Below are 23,262 nucleotides of genomic sequence, written 5' to 3' on the forward strand. Positions count from 1 at the left end.
ATGATTCGAATTGGACAAGGGTTTGACGTACATCAATTGGTGGAAGGCCGCCCGTGCATTATAGGAGGCGTAACCATTCCATATGAGAAAGGGCTGCTCGGTCATTCCGATGCGGACGTATTGCTGCACGCGATCTCCGATGCGATATTGGGGGCGCTTGGACTTGGCGATATCGGCAAGCATTTTCCCGATACGGATGAGGCTTATAAGGATGCGGATAGCCTGAAGCTGCTGGAACGGGTATGGGAGCTGGTGAAGGAACGCGGCTATAAGCTGGGCAATATCGACTCTACGATCATCGCGCAGCGTCCGAAGATGCTGCCTTACATTCCACAGATGGCGGAGGTTATCGCCAAGGCGCTGGAAGCCGACATCTCGCAGGTGAACGTCAAAGCGACGACAACCGAGCAGCTTGGCTTCGCCGGCCGCGGCGAAGGCATTGCCGCACAATCGGCTGTGCTGTTGGTGAAGGCATAGACGTTGGTAGCCTCTTGCATCGCGCAGATGTACTCCCGAGTGAAAGCGTCTTTAGGTGATCTGGTCGAGGGGATGATCAGCGTTGCGAGAAACGGGTGAATCGCGAAAACGATGTCGCAGGACGGATTAGTGTTGGGTCGCACGCCTAAATGGCCGATGCGGTTAAATAGAGCGAAATAGCGTTTTGAGAAACAACTAAATCACGAAAATGACGTCTCAGGACAGATTAGTGGTGCGTAACACGCCTAAATGGCTGATGCGGTTAAATAGAGCGAAATAGTGTTGCGAGAAACGGCTAAATCGCGAAAACGACTTCGCAGGACGGATTAGTGTTGCGTGACACGCTTAAATGGCTGATGCAGTTAAATAGGGCGAAATAGCGTTGCGAGGAACGGCTAAATCGCGAAAACGACTTCGCAGGACGGATTAGTGTTGCCAGAAACTCTTAATCGACCAGTTGCAGCTAAATGGAGCCAAATCGTGTTGTATAGAACGCCTAAATCACTCAATCTGCGACATAGCCTGCTATAGCGCTGCCTAGCATATAGAAAGTAGATTGGAAGTAGTGAATGCAGAGTAGTATTATTGAAAAAACGTTTAGCTCATTGCGAAGAGAAACGGTGACCTTATCATACTTTCATACAAGATGAATCTTGCATCCATATTATCTGGATGGAGCCAGTAACTGTTAGAGTAATCGTTAACGTGCTATAACTTAAGGAGGAAAAACGATGACAGCAGAAGTACGCGTTCGTTACGCGCCGTCGCCAACGGGTCATTTGCATATCGGCAATGCCAGAACGGCCTTATTCAACTATCTGTTCGCCAGAAATCAGGGCGGTAAATTTATTATCCGCATTGAGGATACCGATGTGAAACGCAATGTAGCAGGTGGTGAAGAGAACCAGCTGACTTACCTGAAGTGGCTCGGTATCGATTGGGATGAAAGCATCGACGTGGGCGGAGGTTACGGTCCTTACCGCCAGACGGAACGTCTGGATATTTACCGCGAGTACTGGCAGGAGCTGCTTGATCGCGGTCTTGCGTACCGTTGCTACTGCACGGAAGAAGAGCTGGAGAAAGAGCGTGAGGAGCAGACTGAGCGCGGCGAGACTCCGCGTTACTCCGGCAAGCACCGCAATCTGACGCCTGAGCAGCAGCAGGCTTTCGAAGCGGAAGGCCGTGTGGCCAGCGTTCGTTTCCGTGTGCCGGAAGGCAAAACATACGCTTTTGACGATATGGTGAAGGGCTCGATCAGCTTCGATACAACGGAGATGGGCGACTTTGTCATCGTGAAGAAGGATGGGATCCCGACATATAACTTTGCCGTGGTGCTGGATGATCATTTGATGAAAATCAGCCATGTGCTGCGAGGTGAAGACCATATCTCCAACACGCCGCGCCAGCTTATGATCTATGAAGCTTTCGGCTGGGAACCGCCGGTATTCGCACATATGACCCTGATTGTAAACGAAAATAAGAAAAAGCTGAGCAAGCGCGACGAATCCATCATCCAGTTCATTGAGCAGTACGATGATCTTGGTTATTTGCCTGAAGCGCTGTTCAATTTCATTACGCTGCTGGGCTGGTCGCCGGAGGGCGAGCAAGAGATGTTCACCCGCGACGAGCTGGTGGCTGTGTTTAACTCCAATCGTCTGAGCAAAAGCCCAGCCGTATTCGATACGCAGAAGCTTAGCTGGATGAACGGCGAATATATGAAAAAAGCGGATCTGGCCCGCGTCGTTGACCTCTGCCTGCCTCATCTGCAACAAGCAGGCTGCATTCCAGATACGCTGGATGCAGAGGGAAGGGAATGGGTCACAGCGCTGGTGGCGCTTCACCAGGACAAGCTCCGCTTTGCAGCGGACATCGTTCCGGTAACGGAGCTGTTCTTCCGCGAGACGGTAGCGGACGAGGAAGAAGCTGCTGTGGTGCTGGCGGAAGAGCAAGTTCCAACGGTTTTGAGCCAATTTCTGGCGTTGTTGGAGGCTAAAGCTGCTCCATTCACTGCGGACGGCATCAAAGAAATGATCAAGACGGTCCAAAAGGAAACGGGCTTCAAAGGCAAGGCGTTGTTCATGCCGATCCGCGCGGCTTTGACAGGCCAGACGCATGGTCCGGATCTGAACCAATCCATTGCGCTGCTGGGTGAGCCGAAAGTAATCGCTAGATTGAAGGCACGTCTGGGCTAATTATAATCAAGTGTGCCTGTCGCGGGCTGAACTTTTGCATGGAATGCTTGCACTTTTTTCGCGATTCGGTATACTATGACTATCAATAAGATGAATCGGCCATGAACAGGAAAAGTACGTTAGCTGTGGATTCGCAGAGAGGACAACCGTCATTCGAATCACTCATTTAGAGATTGGAATGGGGCTGAAAGTTGTCTAGTCCGCTTGAACGGAAATATGCACCTGGGAGCCTTGTTCCGAGCTGTTGTCTCATCGGTACTCACCGACGGATGGCAGGGTAGGCGACAACGTAAAGTCTGCGTTAAAGACGTGAAGATGTGCAGCCGTCGGCTATATAGCCGATCGTGTTGTTCAAGCAGAGTGGAACCGCGAGACGACGCCTCTGCAGCTTAATGCTGCAGGGGCTTTTTATTATTTTGCGGTAGAGAGATAGCAAGGGATAGGTTTGGCAGCTTTGAAGGGAGAGGTCATCCATGTTTCGCCATTTTCGCTCAGACGTGCAGACGGTTTTCGAAAACGACCCCGCCGCACGCAGCCGGTTTGAAGTCATTTTTACGTATTCGGGCGTCCATGCCATATGGGCCCACCGCATCGCGCATTCACTCTACAGAAGGAGATGGTTCACGCTTGCGCGTGTGATCTCCCAGGTCAGCCGGTTCATGACCGGCATCGAGATTCATCCCGGCGCCAGAATCGGGAATCGTTTGTTCATCGACCATGGAATGGGCGTTGTTATCGGCGAAACTTGCGAGATTGGAGATGACGTTGTCATCTACCAAGGGGTAACTCTTGGCGGAACGGGGAAGGAAAAAGGTAAGCGGCATCCTACAATTGGCAATAATGTGGTTATCGGCTCCGGGGCGAAGGTGCTTGGCTCTTTCACAGTCGGGGACAATTCCAGCATTGGCTCCAATGCGGTCGTGCTAAGGGAAGTGCCGGATAATTGCACGGTCGTCGGCAATCCGGGACGTGTGGTTCGGCGCAACGGCGAACGGGTGGGCGACCGCCTCGATCATACGCAGCTGCCTGACCCGGTGATCGAGATGTTCCGGGCGATGCAGAAAGAAATGGATGGGCTCAAATCCGAGCTCGATGAAATGAAGCTTACGAAAGCGGGAGGAGAAGTCAAGTCATGACAGTTTCCATCTATAATTCGCTCACACGTTCGAAAGAGGGCTTCCAGCCAATCGAACAGGGCAAGGTCAATATGTATGTGTGCGGACCAACGGTCTATGACTATATTCATATCGGGAATGCAAGACCAATCATTTTCTTTGACGTTGTACGTCGATATTTGGAGGATACCGGACTTGAAGTGCAGTATGTCGTGAACTTTACGGATGTGGATGATAAGTTGATCCGCAAAGCCGACGAGCTTGGTGCGACCGTACCGGAAGTAGCGGAGAAATTCATTGGCGCGTTCTATGAGGACATTGAGGCGCTGGGCGTTCGCAAGGCGACGCTTAATCCGCGTGTAACGGAACATATTCCGGAGATCATAGCGTTTATTGCCGGCTTGGTGGAGAAAGGCTATGCTTATGCAAGTGAAGGCGATGTGTACTTCCGGACGGCTTCGTTCGAGGATTACGGCAAGCTTTCGCATCAGAATATCGATGAGCTACAGTTCGGCATACGCGTAGAGCTTGGAGACCGCAAGGAAAATCAGGGCGATTTCGTCCTGTGGAAAGGCGCAAAACCGGGCGAGATCAAATGGGATAGCCCCTGGGGACCGGGTCGTCCGGGCTGGCATATTGAGTGCTCGGCGATGGCGCGCAAATATTTGGGTGATACACTCGACATTCATGGCGGCGGTCATGATCTGCAGTTCCCGCATCATGAGTGCGAAGTGGCGCAATCGGAAGCGCTGACGGGCAAGCCGTTCGCGAACTACTGGATGCATAACGGTTTCGTTCATATCAATAATGAGAAAATGTCCAAGTCGCTGGGCAATGGCATTACGGTCAAAGAGATTGTTAAACAGGTGAAGCCGCAAGCGATTCGCTACTTCATGCTGGCTACCCACTACCGCAGCCCGCTGAATTTCAGCGATGATACGATTGCCCAAGCGGAGAACAGCATTGAGCGAATCGCGAATTGCTACGACAATTTGAAGCATAGGCTGGATGCAGCTGACGGCGCAGAAGCTGCTTCTACAGCGGATGTGCTTGATGCATTACGCTCCAAGCTTGCGAGCATTCAGGCGCAATTCCATGCGAAGATGGAAGATGATTTCGGCACTCCGGATGCGATCACGGCTTTGTTCGAGCTGGTCACAGAGGCGAACGTGTATATGCAGGATCAGCATGCGCCGGTTGAAGGCATCAAGCTGCTGGTTGAAGCGTTCGACAAGCTGGACAATGTGCTGGGGCTTCTGCCTGTTGCGTCTGGTGATGATTTGTTGGACGAAGAAATCGAAGGGCTGATTGTGGAGAGAACGGAAGCGCGCAAGTCGAAAAACTGGGCACGCGCCGATGAAATCCGCGATTTGCTGAATGAGAAAAACATCGTGCTAGAGGATACGCCTCAAGGCATCCGTTGGCGGCGCAAATGATGCGCCCCTTGGAGGAAGACGCGGGCAAGACGTTTGCGAGTGAAGAAGAAGTCGGTTCGGAGCGTACGGCAACTGAGTCGGACGCAATCCCGAATCGAGTTGCAGAGGAGCAGAGTGCTGCATCAGACGGGGTAGCTTCGGCTTCGGAGAGCAAGGCTGGCTTGGAGCTAGCGTCGTTCAACCCGTTGGCATTGCACAAGCCTTCGGTGAAGACCGGACTTGTGAACCCCGTCGTTCTGGCTTATATGGGAGACGCGGTGTTCGAGCTGCTGGTGCGTCAATATTTGATTTCATTGCCGAACAACAAGTCGCATCATCTTCACAAAGAAGCGACTAAGCTGGTATCGGCTAAAGCCCAAAGGGAGTTGCTGGAGCGTTGGCAGCCTCATCTAAGCGAAGAAGAAGCGGATATCGTTCGCCGCGGACGCAACACCAAGTCCGGCGCTCCGCCGAAAAATGCGGACCCCGCCGATTACCGGCATGCAACCGCGCTGGAATGTCTGGTCGGTTACCTCTATTTTGAGGGACGGCTGGATCGGCTCGGGGAATTGTTCCATATTGCTCTGTCGGAGCGGGAATAGTCTAGAACTTGGCGCTAGCTTGTATGAGGTTGGAGCAGGATGGCGTTTGGCGGCGCGGAGTTTAAGCCGATGAAGCCGGATTTGCTGGAGGGATATGATAGGTCGAACAAACCGACTTAAATGAGTCGAAAGGGTGCTGAGTGGCGCGGTAGGTCGATCAAACCGACTTAAATGAGTCGAAAGTGTGTTGAGTGGCGCACTAGGTCGATCAAACCGACTTAAAAGAGTCGAAAGTGTGCTGAGTGGTACGCTAGGTCGAATAAACCAACTTAAAAGAGTCGAAAGTGTGCTGAGTGGCGCACTAGGTCGATCAAACCGACTTAAATGAGTCGAAAGTGTGCTGCGTGGGCGCAGTAAGTCGATCAAATCGACTTAATCCCGTACCAAGCCCCCAATTCGCCCATGAGTCGGCAAAACCAACATCTCATGATGCAAGAACCAGCAGGATGGGTAATCATTAAGATAAACAATGACTCATATGGCCTACTTGCGGGCGATGCATCATCGCTCTTGATTAGGTTCGCATACATCAAAGAACGTACAATGACAGGAGGGCAATTATGTCCGTAGAAGTGAATCAGGATGAGCTTATTGCCGGCAAGCATCCGGTGCTTGAGGCTCTGCGCTCCGGGCGCGAAATCAACAAAATATGGATCGCTGAGGGCTCGCAAAAAAGCGTAACACAGTCAATCACAGCTGAAGCCAAGAAGCAGGGTATTGTCGTCCAGTTCGTGGACAAGCGCAAGCTCGACAGCATGGCGCAAGGCGTGGCGCATCAAGGCGTTATCGCGCAAGCAGCAGCCTTTGCTTATGTGGAAGTCGAGGAGCTGCTGGAGATCGCGAAGAGCAAGGACGAGACACCGTTCCTGCTCCTGCTCGATGAGATCGAAGACCCGCATAACCTGGGCTCCATTCTCCGTACGGCGGAATGCACTGGCGTCCATGGCGTGATCATTCCGAAGCGCCGGGCAGCGGGATTGACGGCAACGGTGCTGAAGACGTCCGCAGGCGCGGCTGAGCATGTGCCGGTCGCTCGTGTGACTAACCTGGCGCAGACGATCGAGAAGCTGAAGGAAGCGGGCGTCTGGATTGCAGGAACTGACGTAAGTGCGAAGCAGGACGTCTACAAAACAAAATTCGATATGCCGCTGGCGATCGTTATTGGCAACGAAAGCAAGGGCATGGGACGTCTGATCAAAGAGAAATGTGACTTTCTCGTGAAGCTTCCTATGCTGGGACAGCTCAACTCCTTGAACGCGTCTGTTGCCGCGGGCGTGCTTATGTATGAGGTTGTCAGGCAGCGCCGGAGTGAATAGGCATGAATCGGCGCAATGACGTCCTGCTTGTGGACGGCTATAATATCATTGGAGCTTGGCCGGAGCTGGAGAAGCTGAAGGAGCTTGATCTGGAAGACGCCAGGGACAAGCTCCTTGATATGCTGGCGGACTATCAGGGCTTCACGGGCATGCAAGTGTATGTTGTCTTTGATGCTCATCAGGTTCCGGGACTCGGATCGACATTCAAGCAGCATAAGCTGACTATTGTCTATACCAAGGAGAAGGAGACGGCGGACGAATGCATCGAGAGGCTGTGTAACGAGCTGATTGCACGGCGGCGCAACCTCTATGTTGCTACGTCCGATTTGTTGGAGCAGCATGTCGCCTTCGGCAAAGGCGCGCTCCGTATATCCGCCAGGGAACTCCTGATTGATATTGGTCAGAACCGGAAAGCCATCGAGCAGTCCATTCGGGAAGAGAAGCCTCAGAAGCGCAACTCGGTGGATCAGAATATAAGTCTCGATGTGTGGAGCAAGCTCGAACGATTGCGAAGAGGCGAAAAATAATAAAAACCAGGTATTGGTGAACCGCTTTCATAGAGTGCCACATTGTTACATTTTTGCTATAAAATCGATAGTTTTCGGGGCTCTCCTTGGTTGACGGTGTAAGGTTACATAATGTATACTGACTCTATATTTCCTAAGAATCTAGCGCGGTGTACGCCTGGCAGGCCGGAGGGATAGTGTGTGAGTATCGACCTCAAAGAATGGAGTACGCTCGAATATGAAAGCAGTACGGACGAAGATATCGTAGAGGCGGTCCGTAACGGCGACAGCGTAGCGCTGGAATATCTGATTAACAAGTATAAGAATTTTGTGAGAGCCAAGGCCCGTTCGTACTTCTTGATCGGCGCCGACCGCGAAGATATCGTGCAAGAAGGCATGATTGGCCTGTACAAGGCCATTCGGGATTTCAAGGGCGACAAGCTTGCGAGCTTCAAGGCCTTTGCCGAATTGTGCATCACGAGGCAGATCATTACCGCGATTAAGACCGCGACACGCCAGAAGCATATTCCTCTCAATTCTTATGTTTCGCTGGACAAGCCTATCTACGACGAAGATTCCGACCGGACTTTGCTTGATGTGATATGCGGCACGCGAGTGTCCGATCCTGAGGAGCTTATCATTAACCAAGAGGAATTCGTAGGGCTGGAGGACAAGATGTCCGAGATTCTAAGCGATCTCGAACGGAAGGTTCTTATGCTTTATCTGGACGGACGATCCTATCAAGAGATTGCGGTCGATCTCGATAGACATGTGAAGTCGATCGACAACGCTTTGCAGCGCGTGAAGCGCAAGCTTGAGCGATACCTGGAAGTGCGGGATATCGGCGGGGTATAAGATGCATCTGACAACGGACTGTCTTTTCTGTCTGACGTTTTTCAGGCAGTGAAGACAGTCCATTGGTTTTAAAAGAAAAGGTTTCGACTATACTGGTAGAATCCAATTTCGAACCAAGATGCCAATTATTCGCATGCCGAACGGCTCCCTTCTTTCGTTGACACGAGGTATGCCTTGTGATAAAGTGTTTAGGTAGGCCTAAATTCGAGGTTTTTTTCGTATTGGCGATTGGAATCAATGAACTTACTATATAGCTTCAATGATTCGTATTTTTAAGCAGTTCGGGAGGTGTAATTCAATGCGGGTAATCATCACGTTGGCATGCACAAACTGCAAACAGAGAAACTATGCTACGACCAAGAACAAGCGCAATCACCCCGACCGCATCGAGTTGAAGAAGTTTTGCAAGTTCTGTAACGAGCAGACTCCTCATCGCGAGACGCGATAGCCCATTGGAGGTGTAACAATGGCTTTTTTGACGAAGGTGAAGCAGGGCTTTGGTACGACGTTTAGTTTTTTTGCCGACAGCTGGGCGGAACTGAAGAAGGTTCGCTGGCCGAATCGTAAAGAGTTGACAAGCTATTCCCTGATCGTTCTGTTCACGGTAATAGTTGTGACGATTTACTTCTGGCTTCTTGACATCGGGATCTCGGAATTGGTTCAGCTGATTGTCTAAGAAGGGACCAAAGGTGGATTATTGATGGAAAAAAGATGGTATGTCGTGCATACTTACTCTGGCTATGAGAACAAGGTGAAAGCCAATCTGGAGCGCAGGGTTGAGTCCATGGGCATGGAAGACAAGATCTTCCGCGTGCTCGTTCCAATGGAGGACGAAGTGGTGGAGAAGGACGGGAAGAAGAAAACCGTCCAGCGCAAGGTCTACCCCGGCTACGTTCTTGTGGAAATGGTTCAAACCGACGATTCATGGTACGTTGTTCGGAATACGCCAGGTGTAACGGGATTCGTAGGATCGACAGGATCCGGCTCCAAACCGACTCCTTTGCTGCCTGATGAAGTGGAACAAATTCTCAAGCACATGGGTATGGAAGAGCCGAAGCCGAAGATCGAATTCGAACTCAAAGAAACTGTTCGCGTCAAGGTAGGTCCTTTTGCGGACTTTGTCGGGTCAGTGGAAGAAATTCTGCTGGACAAAGCGAAGCTTAAGGTTCATGTCAACATGTTTGGCAGGGAAACCCCGCTTGAGCTGGATTACACTCAAGTGGAGAAGATATAACAATCCGGTTTCCGGAGCAGGCAATGCGCTTGTATATCAAGGCAAGGAGGTGTGAGTCATGGCAAAAAAGGTCATCAAGATGGTCAAACTGCAAGTTCCAGCAGGTAAAGCAAACCCAGCGCCACCAATCGGTCCGGCACTAGGTCAAGCAGGCGTTAACATTATGGCGTTCTGTAAAGAGTTCAACGCTCGTACTGCGGATCAGGCAGGTCTGATTATTCCAGTCGTGATCACTGTATTCGAAGACCGTTCCTTCACATTCGAGACGAAAACTCCGCCGGCAGCAGTATTGCTCCGCGTAGCAGCAGGTATCGAGAAGGGTTCGGGCGAACCGAACAAGAAGAAAGTCGCAACGGTAAAACGCGATAAAGTTCGCGAAATCGCTGAGACAAAAATGCAAGACCTTAACGCAGCTACCGTAGAGGCAGCAATGCGTATGGTTGAAGGTACTGCTCGCAGCATGGGCGTAACCATCGTTGACTAATTTCGCTGTCTATTAGACAAGCGATTGGATGTCTTCGGACATCTCGCTTTGCGAAGCGTCGCTTCGCAAGTGGGAGGGTCATCCCTAGGAGGATGAGCCGTTATAACCACAAAGGAGGAACTTACAATGGCTAAACATGGCAAGAAATATGTAGAAGCTGCCAAGCTGATTGACAGCGAAGCAACTTACGAGCCTTCCGAAGCAATTGATCTTGTGAAGAAGGCGGCAACAGCTAAGTTTGACGAGTCCGTCGAAGTAGCGGTTCGCTTGGGCGTTGACCCACGTAAACAAGACCAAGCGGTTCGCGGCGTAGTCGTACTTCCGCATGGCACAGGTAAAACAAAACGCGTTCTCGTTTTCGCAAAAGGCGAAAAAGTGAAAGAAGCGGAAGCTGCTGGCGCTGACTTTGTTGGCGACGCAGACATGATCAACAAAATCCAACAAGGCTGGTTCGACTTCGACGTTTGCGTAGCAACGCCGGACATGATGGCTGAAGTTGGTAAGCTCGGCCGTATCCTGGGCGGTAAAGGCCTCATGCCTAACCCGAAAGCAGGTACTGTAACGTTTGACGTTGCAAAAGCCGTTCAAGAAATTAAAGCAGGTAAGATCGAGTACCGTCTGGACAAAGCGGGTCAAATCCACGCTCCAATCGGCAAAGTATCGTTCGACGCTGAGAAGCTGAACGAGAACCTGAAAGCTCTGATCGACGCTCTTCTTCGTGCGAAGCCAGCTTCGTCGAAAGGCGTTTACCTGAAAAACATTGCTGTTTCCTCCACAATGGGTCCTGGCGCTCGCGTCTCGACTGCAACGTTCCGCTAATCCGGATAGGAAACGCTACTAACATTCGAATACGCATACCGTAGACAGTAGGTGCCCGAAGGGCTTAATTTCCTACCGAGGTGTTATGATAAAACGTTTGGGAATGCGGCAGGTTAGCCTGCATGCAATCAACGACATCATGGCCTTCGCATCGTCTGCGAGGGCCTTTCTCATGCACCAGTGGAAAGGGATATCCGTCGTAATCACGGGATGTATAATATTACGGGAGGTGTACAGTTTGGCTAACGCAAAGATCATCCAAGAGAAACAAGAAGCGGTTGCTGTGATTCAATCGAAGTTGACTTCGAGCTCCAGCACGGTTATTGCCGACTATCGCGGATTGAACGTTGCGCAAGTTACTGAACTTCGTAAGCAGCTCCGCGAGGCGGGCGTTGATTTCCAAGTTCTGAAAAACTCGCTCGTTCGCCGCGCTACTGAAGGTACAGAATTTACGGCGCTTAATGATATTCTGACAGGACCTACTGCTGTTGCATTCAGCGGCGACGACGCTATTGCTCCAGCAAAAATCCTGAATGACTTCGCTAAGAAGAACGACGCTTTGAAATTGAAAGGCGGCGTTGTTGAAGGTAAAGTCGTAGATCAGGAACAAATCAAGGCTCTTGCAGAGCTTCCTTCTCGCGAAGGTTTGCTCTCCATGCTCCTCAGCGTGCTTCAAGCTCCAGTTCGCAACTTCGCCCTTGCGGTTAAAGCGGTTGGAGAGAAACAAGAAGCAGGCGCTTAATCACTTTTGTGGTATGACCGGGGTCGAACTTGCTTCGGCTTCGTAACTTGCATCAAACAAAAACTAAACCAATTTCGGAGGTATATACCATGTCTAAAGAGCAAATCTTGGAAGCAATTAAAGGTATGACTGTTCTTGAACTGAACGATCTTGTTAAAGCAATCGAAGAAGAATTCGGCGTAACTGCTGCAGCTCCAGTTGCAGCAGCAGCTGGCGGCGGCGCTGCTGAAGCTGCTGCTCAAACTGAGTTCGACGTTATCTTGACAAGCGCTGGCGCTTCCAAAATCAACGTTATCAAAGTGGTTCGCGAAATCACTGGTCTTGGCCTGAAAGAAGCTAAAGATCTGGTTGACGGCGCTCCTAAGGCAATCAAAGAAAAAGTTGGCGAAGAAGAAGCTAACGGCGTGAAAGCTAAGCTTGAAGAAGCTGGCGCTTCCGTTGAAGTTAAGTAATTTGACTTTACAACATGTCAGCATAGTTGGCTGATTGGCGAGCTTTGCTGAGGAACCCCTTAGAACCGCATGGTTTTAAGGGGTTCGTTGTATGTTATAGAGGTTGTTCAAAAAGTCCGCTTTTGATTACGAAGGGGATCAGGAAGCCTACTCGACATTAAATATGGCATTCAGCCGGAACTTCCGGTGCTCACGTAGCTTCCACTACGCTCCTCATTTCCTGGCTTCATCCCATCTTCTGCGGCGTTTTGAAAAAACGCATCATCGGAAGCATAAGCTCATGTGCTGAAAATCGGACTTTTTGAACTCACACTTATAGGGATTTATGCGTAAAGGAGGCGGAAGAATGTCTGGCCATTATTACTCCAAGACGCCAGAGGTGAATCATAACAGGCAGACTCATGCCGATTCGCTCAGAGGTTATCCGATGAAATTCGTCACGGATGCCGGTGTATTCTCCAAAACAGGTGTCGATTACGGGAGCAGAGTGCTAGTGGAGACCATGCAGCTGCAAGAAGGCGACCTTGTGCTTGATGTAGGCTGCGGCTATGGTCCTATTGGACTAACGGCAGCCAAGCTGGTTGGCTCCGGGCATGTGACTATGATTGATATCAATGAACGCGCCGTCGAACTAGCCAAAGAAAATGCGATATTGAATAAGATTACGAATGTGACTGCTATTCAAAGCGACCTGTTCGAAGCGGTCAAGTCTGAGCGTTTCAAAGTCATATTGACGAACCCTCCGATCAGGGCAGGGAAAGCGGTCGTTCATCAAATCTTTGAAGAAGGTTATCAATTATTGAAGGAAGGCGGCAGCATGTGGGTCGTCATTCAGAAGAAGCAAGGCGCACCATCCGCTATGGATAAGCTGGAAGAGATATTCGGAGAAGTGGAAGAAGTGACGAAGGACAAGGGCTATTGGATTCTGCGAGCGCAGAAATAAGCCCAAAAAAGATTTGACTTGACATTTTGAATATGGTAGTATTATAAAATGTCAGCATAAAATTGCTTGAAATCTCTTTAGTCAACTAAAATGTCAAGTGCAAATTTTTAGCGCGGAATGCATACTTTTGCATCATTTGACGTATAATGTTTACATTTTGGGCAAAATTACTTGATATGACACCATCGCACCCGCGCTGCGGATGGTAGCTGCCGGAAACATGCTCTTTTTTCGAACTATATTCGATAAGGGCTTTTCTTTATTTATCTATATAGGCGGGTGATGCCGTCTAGGGTAACGCAGCGAAGTATCGATGCTGTGAGACAGACATGAGGGGTGAGGTTAAGTTGGCAGGACAACTTGTTCAGTATGGTCGGCGGACGCGGAGAAGCTACGCTCGGATCAACGAGGTGCTGGAAGTCCCGAACCTGATTGAAATCCAACAAAAATCGTACGAGAAGTTCTTGGAGACCGATTTGATCGAGCTGTTCCAAGATATCTCGCCGATTTCGGACTTTACGGGTAATCTATCGCTTGAGTTTATCGATTATAGCTTGGGCGAGCCGAAATATTCGGTGGATGAATCAAAAGAGCGCGACGTGACGTATGCGGCACCGCTGCGCGTGAAGGTTCGTCTGTTCAATAAGGAAACGGGCGAGGTTAAGGAACAAGAAGTGTTCATGGGTGATTTCCCGCTGATGACGGAGACAGGCACGTTTATCATTAACGGTGCCGAGCGCGTTATCGTCAGCCAATTGGTTCGCTCCCCAAGTGTGTACTTCAGCACGAAGGTTGATAAGAACGGGAAGAAGACGTACACGGCGACAGTTATTCCGAACCGTGGAGCTTGGCTGGAGCTGGAGACAGATGCCAAGGACATTATTTACGTTCGTATTGACCGGACCCGGAAAATACCGGTAACGGTGCTTTTGCGTTCACTAGGCTTTGGCACAGACGCGGAAATTTTGGATTTGCTCGGCCATGACGAGTATATTCGCAACACGCTGGACAAGGATAGCACGGATTCCACGGAGAAAGCGCTGATCGAGATCTACGAGCGTCTTCGTCCGGGCGAGCCTCCTACCTTGGACAATGCGAAGAGTCTCTTGGTTGCGCGTTTCTTTGACCCGAAACGATATGACCTGGCCAATGTCGGCCGTTATAAAATAAACAAGAAGCTGCATATCAAGAACCGTTTGTTCAATCAGCGTCTTGCCGAGAATCTGGTTGATCCGTCCACGGGCGAGATCATTGCAGAATCGGGTCAGATGATTGACCGTCGTTTGCTTGATGAAATTCTCGAAAAGCTTGAGACAGATGTAGGCTTCAAGACATACCATGTGGCTAACGGCGTGCTGGATGCTGATAGTATTCCACTACAAGCGATCAGTGTATTCTCGCCGCTGGACGATAACAAAGTAATTAAGGTTATCGCCAATGGCATCATTGACAAATCCGTCAAGCATATTACGCCTGCGGACATCATTTCGTCGATCAACTATTTCATCAACCTGCTGCATGGCGTTGGCAGCACGGACGATATTGACCATCTGGGCAACCGTCGTCTGCGCTCTGTCGGCGAATTGCTGCAGAACCAATTCCGTATCGGTCTATCGCGTATGGAACGCGTCGTACGCGAGCGGATGTCCATTCAGGACGCGAATGCGATCACGCCTCAAGCATTGATCAACATTCGTCCCGTTATCGCATCGATCAAAGAGTTCTTTGGTTCATCCCAGCTGTCCCAGTTCATGGATCAGACGAACCCGCTAGCGGAACTTACGCATAAGCGCCGTCTGTCCGCACTCGGACCTGGCGGTCTGACGCGTGAGCGCGCAGGCTTCGAAGTTCGTGACGTCCATCACTCTCACTATGGCCGCATGTGTCCAATTGAGACGCCAGAGGGTCCGAACATCGGTCTGATCAACTCCTTGTCTACGTTCGCCCGTATTAATGAATATGGCTTTATCGAAGCGCCGTATCGTTGGGTTGATCCGAAAACAGGAATTGTAACCGAGCAGATTGCTTATCTGACGGCAGATGAAGAAGACAACTACGTTATCGCTCAGGCGAATGCTCAGTTGACTGCTGACGCAAGGTTCGCAGAAGAGCAGACGATTGTCCGTTATAATAAACAGGCTGACAACATCCTCACCATGCCTAGCGACCGTGTTGACTACATGGACGTATCGCCTAAGCAGGTTGTATCGGTTGCAACGGCGCTCATTCCGTTTCTTGAGAATGACGACTCCAACCGTGCCCTGATGGGATCGAACATGCAGCGGCAGGCCGTTCCGCTTCTTATTCCGAAAGCGCCGTTCGTAGGCACAGGAATGGAGCATAAGGCGGCGAAGGATTCCGGCGTATGTATCGTCTCCAAGTATGACGGCGTCATTGAGCGCGCGTCTGCGAACGAGATCTGGCTGCGCCGCGTCGAGACGATCGACGGCAAGCAAGTAACCGGCGATCTGATCAAGCACAAGCTGCATAAGTTCATGCGTTCCAACCAAGGAACATGCATCAACCAACGTCCGCTTGTCCGCAAGGGCGATGTCATTAAGAAAGGCGACATTATGGCAGACGGTCCATCCACAGAGATGGGCGAATTGGCACTGGGACGCAACGTCGTCGTAGCCTTCATGACTTGGGAAGGTTACAACTACGAGGATGCCATCTTGCTTAGCGAGAAATTGGTGAAGGAAGATGTCTACACTTCCATTCACATTGAAGAATATGAATCCGAAGCCCGCGATACAAAGCTGGGACCTGAGGAAATTACACGCGATATCCCGAACGTGGGCGAAGAAGCGCTCCGCAATCTCGACGAACGCGGCATTATCCGTGTCGGCGCCGAGATTAGCGCAGGGGACATTCTGGTTGGTAAAGTTACGCCGAAGGGTGTAACGGAGCTGACGGCTGAAGAGAGATTGCTCCATGCGATCTTCGGCGAGAAGGCTCGCGAAGTTCGCGATACGTCGCTGCGCGTACCGCATGGTACGGACGGCATCGTCGTAGACGTGAAGGTATTCACACGCGAGAATGGCGATGAGTTGCCTCCTGGCGTGAATCAACTGGTCCGCGCTTATATCGCTCAGAAGCGTAAAATCTCTGAAGGCGATAAAATGGCCGGACGTCACGGCAACAAGGGTGTTATTGCCCGTATCATGCCAGAAGAAGATATGCCGTTCCTGCCGGACGGAACGCCTGTTGAAGTCGTTCTGAACCCGCTGGGTGTACCTTCCCGGATGAATATCGGCCAGGCGCTCGAAGTTCACCTTGGCATGGCGTGCAAACACCTGGGCCTACATGCTGCAACTCCTGTATTTGACGGCGCTCGCGAGAACGACGTATTCGATACGATGGAAGAAGCAGGCATGCAGCGTAACGGTAAGACGGTTCTGTATGACGGACGTACAGGCGAGTCCTTCGAACGTGAAGTAACCGTCGGCGTCATGTACATGATCAAACTTGCCCACATGGTTGATGACAAAATCCATGCCCGTTCGACAGGTCCTTACTCGCTCGTTACGCAGCAGCCACTCGGCGGTAAAGCCCAGTTCGGCGGACAGCGCTTCGGTGAGATGGAGGTATGGGCGCTCGAGGCCTACGGTGCAGCTTACACGCTGCAAGAGATTCTTACGGTCAAATCCGACGACGTGGTCGGCCGTGTGAAGACGTATGAATCGATCGTGAAAGGCGAGAACGTTCCGGAGCCTGGCGTTCCAGAGTCGTTCAAAGTATTGATCAAAGAGCTTCAAAGCTTGGGCATGGACGTGAAGATCCTGACCGAGAATGAAGAAGAGATCGAGATGAAAGAAATCGACGATGAAGATGAGGCAACTGGAGATAAGCTCAACCTCAACCTAGAAGGCGCAGAAGCAGGCGTTGAATAACACGATGACTGAGCTTCAATCGGGAGCTGCTGCGGCGGCTCGCGATTGAAGTTCAGCTTCTGATAAGACACAGTCATACATGACGAAGGAGGGTTGCTCCTTGTTGGACGTGAACAACTTCGAGTATATGAAAATTGGTCTGGCTTCGCCGGATAAAATTCGCTCGTGGTCCCGCGGAGAAGTCAAGAAGCCGGAAACCATTAACTACAGAACGCTTAAGCCCGAGAAGGAAGGTCTCTTCTGTGAGAAGATTTTTGGACCGACCAAGGATTGGGAATGTCATTGCGGTAAGTACAAACGCGTACGCTACAAAGGCGTAGTCTGCGATCGCTGCGGAGTGGAAGTAACCCGCGCGAAAGTACGCCGTGAACGTATGGGCCACATCGAGCTTGCAGCTCCTGTATCCCACATCTGGTACTTCAAAGGCATTCCAAGCCGCATGGGTCTTGCACTGGATATGTCCCCTCGTTCCCTGGAGGAGATCATCTATTTTGCATCTTATGTCGTGACGGACCCAGGAGATACGCCGCTTGAGAAAAAACAGCTCCTGTCCGAGAAGGAATACCGCAGCTATCGTGAGAAGTACGGCTACGGCTTCCAAGCTGGCATGGGTGCAGAGGCTGTTAAGAAGCTGCTTCAAGACATCGACGTTGAGCGCGAGCTTGAGACGTTGAAGGAAGAGCTTCGCACGGCACAAGGCCAACGCCGCAACCGCGCGATTAAGCGACTTGAAGTTATAGAAGCATTCCGTAATTCCGGCAATCAGCCGGAGTGGATGATTCTTGACGTGCTGCCGGTTATTCCGCCGGAGCTTCGTCCGATGGTTCAGCTGGACGGCGGCCGTTTCGCGACCTCCGACCTCAACGATCTGTACCGCCGCGTAATTAACCGGAACAATCGTCTGAAACGCCTGCTTGATCTGGGCGCTCCGGACATTATCGTACAAAACGAGAAACGTATGCTTCAGGAAGCGGTTGACGCCCTGATCGACAACGGTCGTCGCGGCCGTCCGGTTACAGGACCAGGCAATCGTCCACTGAAATCCCTCAGCCATATGCTGAAGGGTAAGCAAGGCCGTTTCCGTCAGAACTTGCTCGGTAAACGTGTCGACTACTCTGGTCGTTCCGTTATCGTCGTAGGTCCTAACCTGAAAATGTTCCAATGCGGTCTTCCGAAGGAAATGGCGCTGGAGCTGTTCAAGCCTTTCGTCATGAAAGAGCTTGTGAACAAAGGTCTCGCTCACAACATCAAGAGCGCAAAACGTAAAGTCGAGCGCGTAAGTCCTGAAGTATGGGACGTTCTTGAAGAAGTCATCAAGGAGCATCCGGTTCTCTTGAACCGTGCACCGACGCTTCACAGACTCGGTATTCAAGCATTTGAACCGATTCTGGTTGAAGGCCGCGCCATCAAGCTGCATCCGCTCGTATGTACGGCTTACAACGCCGACTTCGACGGTGACCAGATGGCCGTTCACGTTCCGTTGTCCGCAGAAGCGCAAGCGGAAGCGCGCCTTCTGATGCTGGCATCGGGCAATATCTTGAACCCGAAAGACGGCAAGCCTGTTGTTACGCCTTCTCAGGATATGGTTCTCGGTAGTTACTACCTGACTATGGACAACAAGGAATCGAAAGGTTCCGGTTCCGTATTCGCAACAGTGAACGAAGCGATCTCCGCTTACCAACGCGGTATCGTATCGCTGCACGCACGCATTTTCATTCCGGTGAAAGTGTTGAAGAAAACAAACTTTACGGAGCAACAGCAAGCATCCTTGCTCGTTACGACGGTGGGTAAGGTCATCTTCAACGAAATCTTCCCTGAAGATTTCCCTTACATCAACGAAGCAACGAAGGTTAACCTGCTGCAAGGAACACCTGATAAGTATTTTGTTTACGAAAAAGGCGCAGACCTTCACAAGTTCACAGAAGATCTGGCTACGCCTGGCGCAGTAGGCAAAGACTATTTGGGTCAAATCATTGCAGAATGCTTCCGTCAATACCATACAACGCTGACTGCGGTTATCCTTGACCGCATCAAGCAACTTGGTTTCACGTATTCTACCAAAGCGGGTATTACGATCGGTGTTTCCGACGTTATTATTCCGAAGGAAAAAGCGGGAATCATGAAAGCCTCCGACGAGAAGGTTGCTACCGTTATGAATCAGTACCGTCGCGGTCTGATCACGAACGAAGAGCGTTATGACCGGATCATCAGCATCTGGAGCAAATGTAAGGACGAGATTACGGAAGTCCTCATGAAATCGATGGATCGTTACAACAACATCATGCTCATGGTGGATTCCAAAGCACGGGGTAACAAATCACAGATTACACAGCTTGGCGGTATGCGCGGTCTGATGGCGAATCCATCCGGTCGTATCATCGAGTTGCCAATCAAATCGAACTTCCGTGAAGGACTGACAGTCCTCGAGTACTTTATCTCGACGCACGGTGCGCGTAAAGGTCTTGCCGATACGGCGCTTCGTACAGCCGACTCCGGTTACCTGACTCGTCGTCTTGTAGACGTTGCGCAGGACGTAATCGTTCGTGAAGATGATTGCGGTACGGACAAAGGCTTCGCAGTTAGTAAGATCCAAGATGGCAAAGAGGTTATCGAGGATCTGTATGACCGTATCGAAGGCCGTTACGCATTCGAGACAATCCGTCATCCGAAGACGGGTGAAGTGATCGTCAACCGCAGCGAACTGATCGATTCGAACAAAGCCGATGCGATCATCGATGCTGGCGTAGAGCGTCTGCAAATTCGTTCTGTACTCAGCTGTCGTGCGCGTCATGGCGTTTGTAAGATCTGTTATGGACGTAACCTGGCGACTGGCAAGCATGTTGAGATCGGCGAAGCGGTAGGCATTATCGCGGCGCAATCGATCGGCGAGCCGGGTACACAGCTGACGATGCGTACATTCCATACAGGCGGCGTTGCCGGCGACGATATCACGCAAGGTCTTCCGCGTATTCAGGAGCTCTTCGAGGCTCGTAATCCGAAAGGCCAAGCGATCATCACTGAGCTTGACGGCGTCATCAAGGAAATCCGCGAAGCGAAAGACCGTCGCGAGATCGAGGTACAAGGCGAAGCCGAGTCCAAGGTCTATGCGGTCACTTACGGCTCGCGTATCCGCGTAGTGGAAGGCCAGCATATCGAAGCAGGCGACGAGCTGACAGATGGTTCGATCGATCCGAAGGATATGCTTCGCATCAAAGGCATTCGCGGCGTACAGAACTATATCCTGCAAGAGGTACAGCGCGTATACCGTAACCAAGGCGTTGAAATCAACGATAAGCACGTCGAGGTTATGATTAAGCAAATGCTGCGCAAAATCCGCATCGTCGAAGCCGGCGATACGACTCTGCTGCCAGGCGCATTCGTAGACATTCATGAATACGAGTCCGCTAACCGTGAAGCGATCTTCGCAGGCAAAGAGCCAGCGGTTGCGAAGCCGGTATTGCTTGGTATTACGAAAGCGTCCCTCGAGACGGATTCCTTCTTGTCCGCAGCATCCTTCCAGGAGACGACTCGTGTCCTGACAGATGCAGCGATCAAAGGCAAGGTTGACCAGCTTCTTGGTCTGAAAGAGAATGTTATCATCGGTAAGCTGATCCCGGCTGGTACGGGCATGCAGCGCTACCGCAACATTCGCTTCGCAGGCCTCGAAGAAGAAGTGGTCGAAGGCGCCGAACAGGGTGAAGCTGCTGAACCATTGGCAGTAGAATAACTTTTATCGCCTAACCAGGCGATTCTATAGAGCGACACATGGTTCCCGCACATTGTGAGGACGATCCATGTGTCGCTTTTCTTTGTTTCAGGAGGAAACATAGCGGTGGGATGCGGAATATGCTGATAGTGATCCATCATGTCAAACGATTGGTATGAAGGAGCAACTTTGAAGCTGGTCTAAGCGTTCTATAGGATGAGAGCGCGTTGACAGCTTCTTTTAACAAAGCTAAGGGAGCTGAATGATGTGAAGTCTATCTCATTAAAGCTGCTTGTTCTGATTATGTTAATTGTGCTGGCGGTCATCTCTATATGGCTGGAGCGTAAAGCAGATAATAGAGCTACCAGCGGAGTGATCGGTGATCAGGTAGCTGCAGTTACCGATATGGAGGGTCAGAGCGTGTTGTATCAACCATCTGATGGGACCGTCAGTCCCCTAAACAATCTTCAGCTAGAAAGGCTTCGACCGAATGGAGATGGATAACTTATGGAATCTCGTGAGGATGGTTTAGGATTCATAAGATAGGTGTAAGGATATAAAGCGCATTTCGCAAGGAGGAGCAAAGGAGCGATGAAATTGAGATACAAACAATTCTACGTCATTCTATTTACTATAGCCGCATTTCTCCTGTTAGCCTCATTGTTATGGGAGCGCAAGGGAATTGAAGAGGTCATAGCCGAGCACGAGCTGGATATGGCCCTGTATTCGAACTATGACAATCTGTATGCGCTTGCAGAAAATGAAGAGCAGAAGGGTGATCTGAATTTTTTGAAAGCCAATGATATACTTGGTCCCGGCGTTTGGCTCCGCGAGGGACTTATCATTGTTGGTGAGCTCCCCCAGAATCAACAGCGGCTTACTCTGCAAGCAGTCAGAGACAAGCTGGAAGCCTATATAGATGACGAGACGCTAATGAAACAACTTAATCTCATTGCGGGAGCGCCAGATTGGCTGGGCGGCGGGGATGTTGGCCGGGTTATTTATCATCTGAATGATGAGGGGACGGAATCCGTTCATTTCTCCTATGGAGTGGTATCTTATGTTCATAAGGATAGCAACGGCATAGAACAGGTAGAGCTTCTGCACAAGCCGGATCAATATGAGCCAAAGACGTATGAGGTGATGCTGTCTACCCCGGATTTTGGCATTACAAAAGAGCTGACCGATATGGTGGAACAAGCTGGGTTTATCGTCGAAGGGCGTTATGAGAAGAAACTGGGAACGACTCAGCATAACGAACTGTATACGGATGAATACAGCTTCATTGTAGAAAACGTCCTATATGGTGATTTAGACGGAAGCCCAATCTCCATATCGATTCCGAGCTATGATATTCAAGCAAGACCGCATGATGACCGGACGTATGAAGCAAAAGGCGCTAGATTCTATTTTGAAAAGATTGAGCTGAGCAAGCCCTATATGTTGTTCTTGAGGAAGCAATCGGGATTCGAAGAATACTTTCCGTCAAGCATCCCGTTTCAGATTTTCTTTGATGAAGCTGGCATGGCCACACTTGATTATCGGAAAAGCGTGAGCGAGGATGTGAGGATTACACCTAATGGGGATACGCTGATTTTTACGCGAGAAGGTCTGGGCATTGAACATTCGGAGCAAATTAGCGGGATGAGCCGTGAGCAGATTGTAGAGCAGCTGCAAGCGGTATTGTCGAAGTAGTACCAGGGAGAGGAATCGATGACAGCGAGATACAAGATGGACGATCTGTTGGCGCACATAAGGGCGCGGCTTGGGATAGTTGAGGAGACGAATCTTTTTTACGGAAACATAGACGGTATACGGACAGAGTTCAAGAAGCTCAGCGAAGAACAATTGATGTTGCGAACCGAATGTATGGAGCTGGAGCTGCGTCCTGGTTATGTGAATGAAAACCATAATAAACTTATTCATATGCTCGAGCCAGTAGATACGGTGTATAAGGAGTTCAATTTAGATCATCCCGTGAAAATCATTTCAGGTTTTCTTAGTGAAGATATAGACAAGACCAAGAAGCCGACATCATTTCCGTTTAACTTTGTGCTGAAAGTTTATAAGAGCTTTCATGATATCGAGGATACGGCTGACAGATTCCAAATGAATTATGAGGGATCGGTTCTGGAATTGGAGAGTATGAGTGAGGATGAAATCGTCATTCGATGGGATGGAGGCGAAGTGTTCGCTCGTTCATTCTTACCTTATTCGGACAAGCTCTTGGCACAGAATAGCGAGTATTTTTACGAAAATATGACTCTATCAAATTATAGTAAGGTTGCCGTACTGGAGAGAGCGCATGCAGACGAGCAAACGGATCGTGATGGCCTGCTGGCTGCGTTAAAACTGATGTTAAGCTATTATCATGGCCTCTTAATTCGGATTGAACTTCCGACGGTAATGGAGATTGCGGAGAGATTGGCATATCGGCAAAATGATGTGGAAATCGACAATATCCGTTATGCCGTGTATCTGGAGCCAGGCTCAATGATGTAGCGTTGCATG

Annotated in this window: 21 protein-coding genes and 1 other annotated feature; all 21 genes read left to right on the top strand. The window is 50.4% G+C overall.

Annotated elements, in window-relative coordinates; translation table 11 throughout:
- The 21 genes from ispF to AC0YNW_RS28620 all read left to right on the top strand — a co-directional run bounded on the left by ispF (position 1) and on the right by AC0YNW_RS28620 (position 23,253).
- Positions 1 to 477 (top strand): 2-C-methyl-D-erythritol 2,4-cyclodiphosphate synthase, encoded by a 477-nt coding sequence (gene ispF, locus AC0YNW_RS28520; RefSeq protein ID WP_387480011.1) that lies wholly within the window; start codon positions 1 to 3, stop codon positions 475 to 477.
- 731 nt (positions 478 to 1,208) lie between these two features.
- Positions 1,209 to 2,669, top strand: coding sequence for a glutamate--tRNA ligase (gene gltX / locus AC0YNW_RS28525; protein ID WP_475834756.1), 1,461 nt, complete (start codon positions 1,209 to 1,211; stop codon positions 2,667 to 2,669).
- A gap of 473 nt (positions 2,670 to 3,142) precedes the next feature.
- Entirely contained in the window at positions 3,143 to 3,805 is a 663-nt protein-coding gene (gene cysE, locus AC0YNW_RS28530; RefSeq protein WP_387480013.1) for a serine O-acetyltransferase, read from the top strand.
- Entirely contained in the window at positions 3,802 to 5,220 is a 1,419-nt protein-coding gene (cysS, locus tag AC0YNW_RS28535; protein ID WP_475834757.1) for a cysteine--tRNA ligase, read from the top strand. The genes cysE and cysS overlap by 4 nt, the downstream gene beginning before the upstream one ends.
- Complete coding sequence (locus AC0YNW_RS28540) at positions 5,217 to 5,801, top strand: Mini-ribonuclease 3 (RefSeq protein ID WP_475834758.1); 585 nt, start codon at positions 5,217 to 5,219, stop codon at positions 5,799 to 5,801. Before cysS ends, AC0YNW_RS28540 begins: the two co-directional genes overlap by 4 nt.
- 560 nt (positions 5,802 to 6,361) lie before the next feature.
- Positions 6,362 to 7,117 carry a 23S rRNA (guanosine(2251)-2'-O)-methyltransferase RlmB gene (rlmB, locus tag AC0YNW_RS28545; RefSeq protein ID WP_387480016.1) on the top strand — a complete coding sequence of 252 codons (756 nt, stop codon included), beginning with the start codon at positions 6,362 to 6,364 and terminating at the stop codon, positions 7,115 to 7,117.
- Between the two features lie 2 nt (positions 7,118 to 7,119).
- Entirely contained in the window at positions 7,120 to 7,644 is a 525-nt protein-coding gene (locus AC0YNW_RS28550) for an NYN domain-containing protein (RefSeq protein WP_475834759.1), read from the top strand.
- Between the two features lie 180 nt (positions 7,645 to 7,824).
- A complete protein-coding gene (gene sigH / locus AC0YNW_RS28555) occupies positions 7,825 to 8,478 on the top strand; it encodes an RNA polymerase sporulation sigma factor SigH (protein WP_387480018.1) in 654 nt (217 codons plus the stop codon).
- Between the two features lie 298 nt (positions 8,479 to 8,776).
- Positions 8,777 to 8,926 (top strand): 50S ribosomal protein L33, encoded by a 150-nt coding sequence (gene rpmG, locus AC0YNW_RS28560; RefSeq protein WP_082967189.1) that lies wholly within the window; start codon positions 8,777 to 8,779, stop codon positions 8,924 to 8,926.
- A gap of 18 nt (positions 8,927 to 8,944) precedes the next feature.
- The gene (gene secE / locus AC0YNW_RS28565) at positions 8,945 to 9,154 is read left to right on the top strand and encodes a preprotein translocase subunit SecE (protein WP_116050280.1); all 210 of its coding nucleotides are present in this window, start codon (positions 8,945 to 8,947) and stop codon (positions 9,152 to 9,154) included.
- A gap of 24 nt (positions 9,155 to 9,178) precedes the next feature.
- Positions 9,179 to 9,712: a transcription termination/antitermination protein NusG gene (nusG, locus tag AC0YNW_RS28570; RefSeq protein ID WP_028609672.1), complete on the top strand. Its 534-nt coding sequence runs from the start codon at positions 9,179 to 9,181 to the stop codon at positions 9,710 to 9,712.
- Between the two features lie 58 nt (positions 9,713 to 9,770).
- Positions 9,771 to 10,196 carry a 50S ribosomal protein L11 gene (gene rplK / locus AC0YNW_RS28575; RefSeq protein WP_387480019.1) on the top strand — a complete coding sequence of 142 codons (426 nt, stop codon included), beginning with the start codon at positions 9,771 to 9,773 and terminating at the stop codon, positions 10,194 to 10,196.
- Positions 10,197 to 10,322: 126 nt separating this feature from the next.
- Positions 10,323 to 11,015 (top strand): 50S ribosomal protein L1, encoded by a 693-nt coding sequence (gene rplA / locus AC0YNW_RS28580; protein WP_387480020.1) that lies wholly within the window; start codon positions 10,323 to 10,325, stop codon positions 11,013 to 11,015.
- Positions 11,016 to 11,035: 20 nt separating this feature from the next.
- Positions 11,036 to 11,196: a sequence feature (ribosomal protein L10 leader region), on the top strand.
- 57 nt (positions 11,197 to 11,253) lie between these two features.
- Positions 11,254 to 11,757 (top strand): 50S ribosomal protein L10, encoded by a 504-nt coding sequence (rplJ, locus tag AC0YNW_RS28585; protein WP_387480021.1) that lies wholly within the window; start codon positions 11,254 to 11,256, stop codon positions 11,755 to 11,757.
- Positions 11,758 to 11,846: 89 nt separating this feature from the next.
- Positions 11,847 to 12,209: a 50S ribosomal protein L7/L12 gene (gene rplL / locus AC0YNW_RS28590; protein WP_387480022.1), complete on the top strand. Its 363-nt coding sequence runs from the start codon at positions 11,847 to 11,849 to the stop codon at positions 12,207 to 12,209.
- A 346-nt stretch (positions 12,210 to 12,555) separates the two neighbouring features.
- Positions 12,556 to 13,152: a class I SAM-dependent methyltransferase gene (locus tag AC0YNW_RS28595; RefSeq protein ID WP_475834760.1), complete on the top strand. Its 597-nt coding sequence runs from the start codon at positions 12,556 to 12,558 to the stop codon at positions 13,150 to 13,152.
- A 347-nt stretch (positions 13,153 to 13,499) separates the two neighbouring features.
- Positions 13,500 to 17,045, top strand: a complete 3,546-nt coding sequence (gene rpoB / locus AC0YNW_RS28600) for a DNA-directed RNA polymerase subunit beta (RefSeq protein WP_387480024.1) — start codon at positions 13,500 to 13,502, stop codon at positions 17,043 to 17,045.
- A gap of 100 nt (positions 17,046 to 17,145) precedes the next feature.
- Positions 17,146 to 20,772, top strand: a complete 3,627-nt coding sequence (gene rpoC / locus AC0YNW_RS28605) for a DNA-directed RNA polymerase subunit beta' (RefSeq protein ID WP_387480025.1) — start codon at positions 17,146 to 17,148, stop codon at positions 20,770 to 20,772.
- A 246-nt stretch (positions 20,773 to 21,018) separates the two neighbouring features.
- Positions 21,019 to 21,255, top strand: a complete 237-nt coding sequence (locus AC0YNW_RS28610; protein ID WP_475834761.1) for a hypothetical protein — start codon at positions 21,019 to 21,021, stop codon at positions 21,253 to 21,255.
- Between the two features lie 87 nt (positions 21,256 to 21,342).
- Positions 21,343 to 22,446: a hypothetical protein gene (locus AC0YNW_RS28615; RefSeq protein WP_475834762.1), complete on the top strand. Its 1,104-nt coding sequence runs from the start codon at positions 21,343 to 21,345 to the stop codon at positions 22,444 to 22,446.
- 18 nt (positions 22,447 to 22,464) lie between these two features.
- Complete coding sequence (locus AC0YNW_RS28620) at positions 22,465 to 23,253, top strand: hypothetical protein (RefSeq protein WP_475834763.1); 789 nt, start codon at positions 22,465 to 22,467, stop codon at positions 23,251 to 23,253.
- Positions 23,254 to 23,262 lie beyond the last annotated feature (9 nt).

It is taken from the genome of Paenibacillus sp. J31R120, assembly GCF_056269225.1.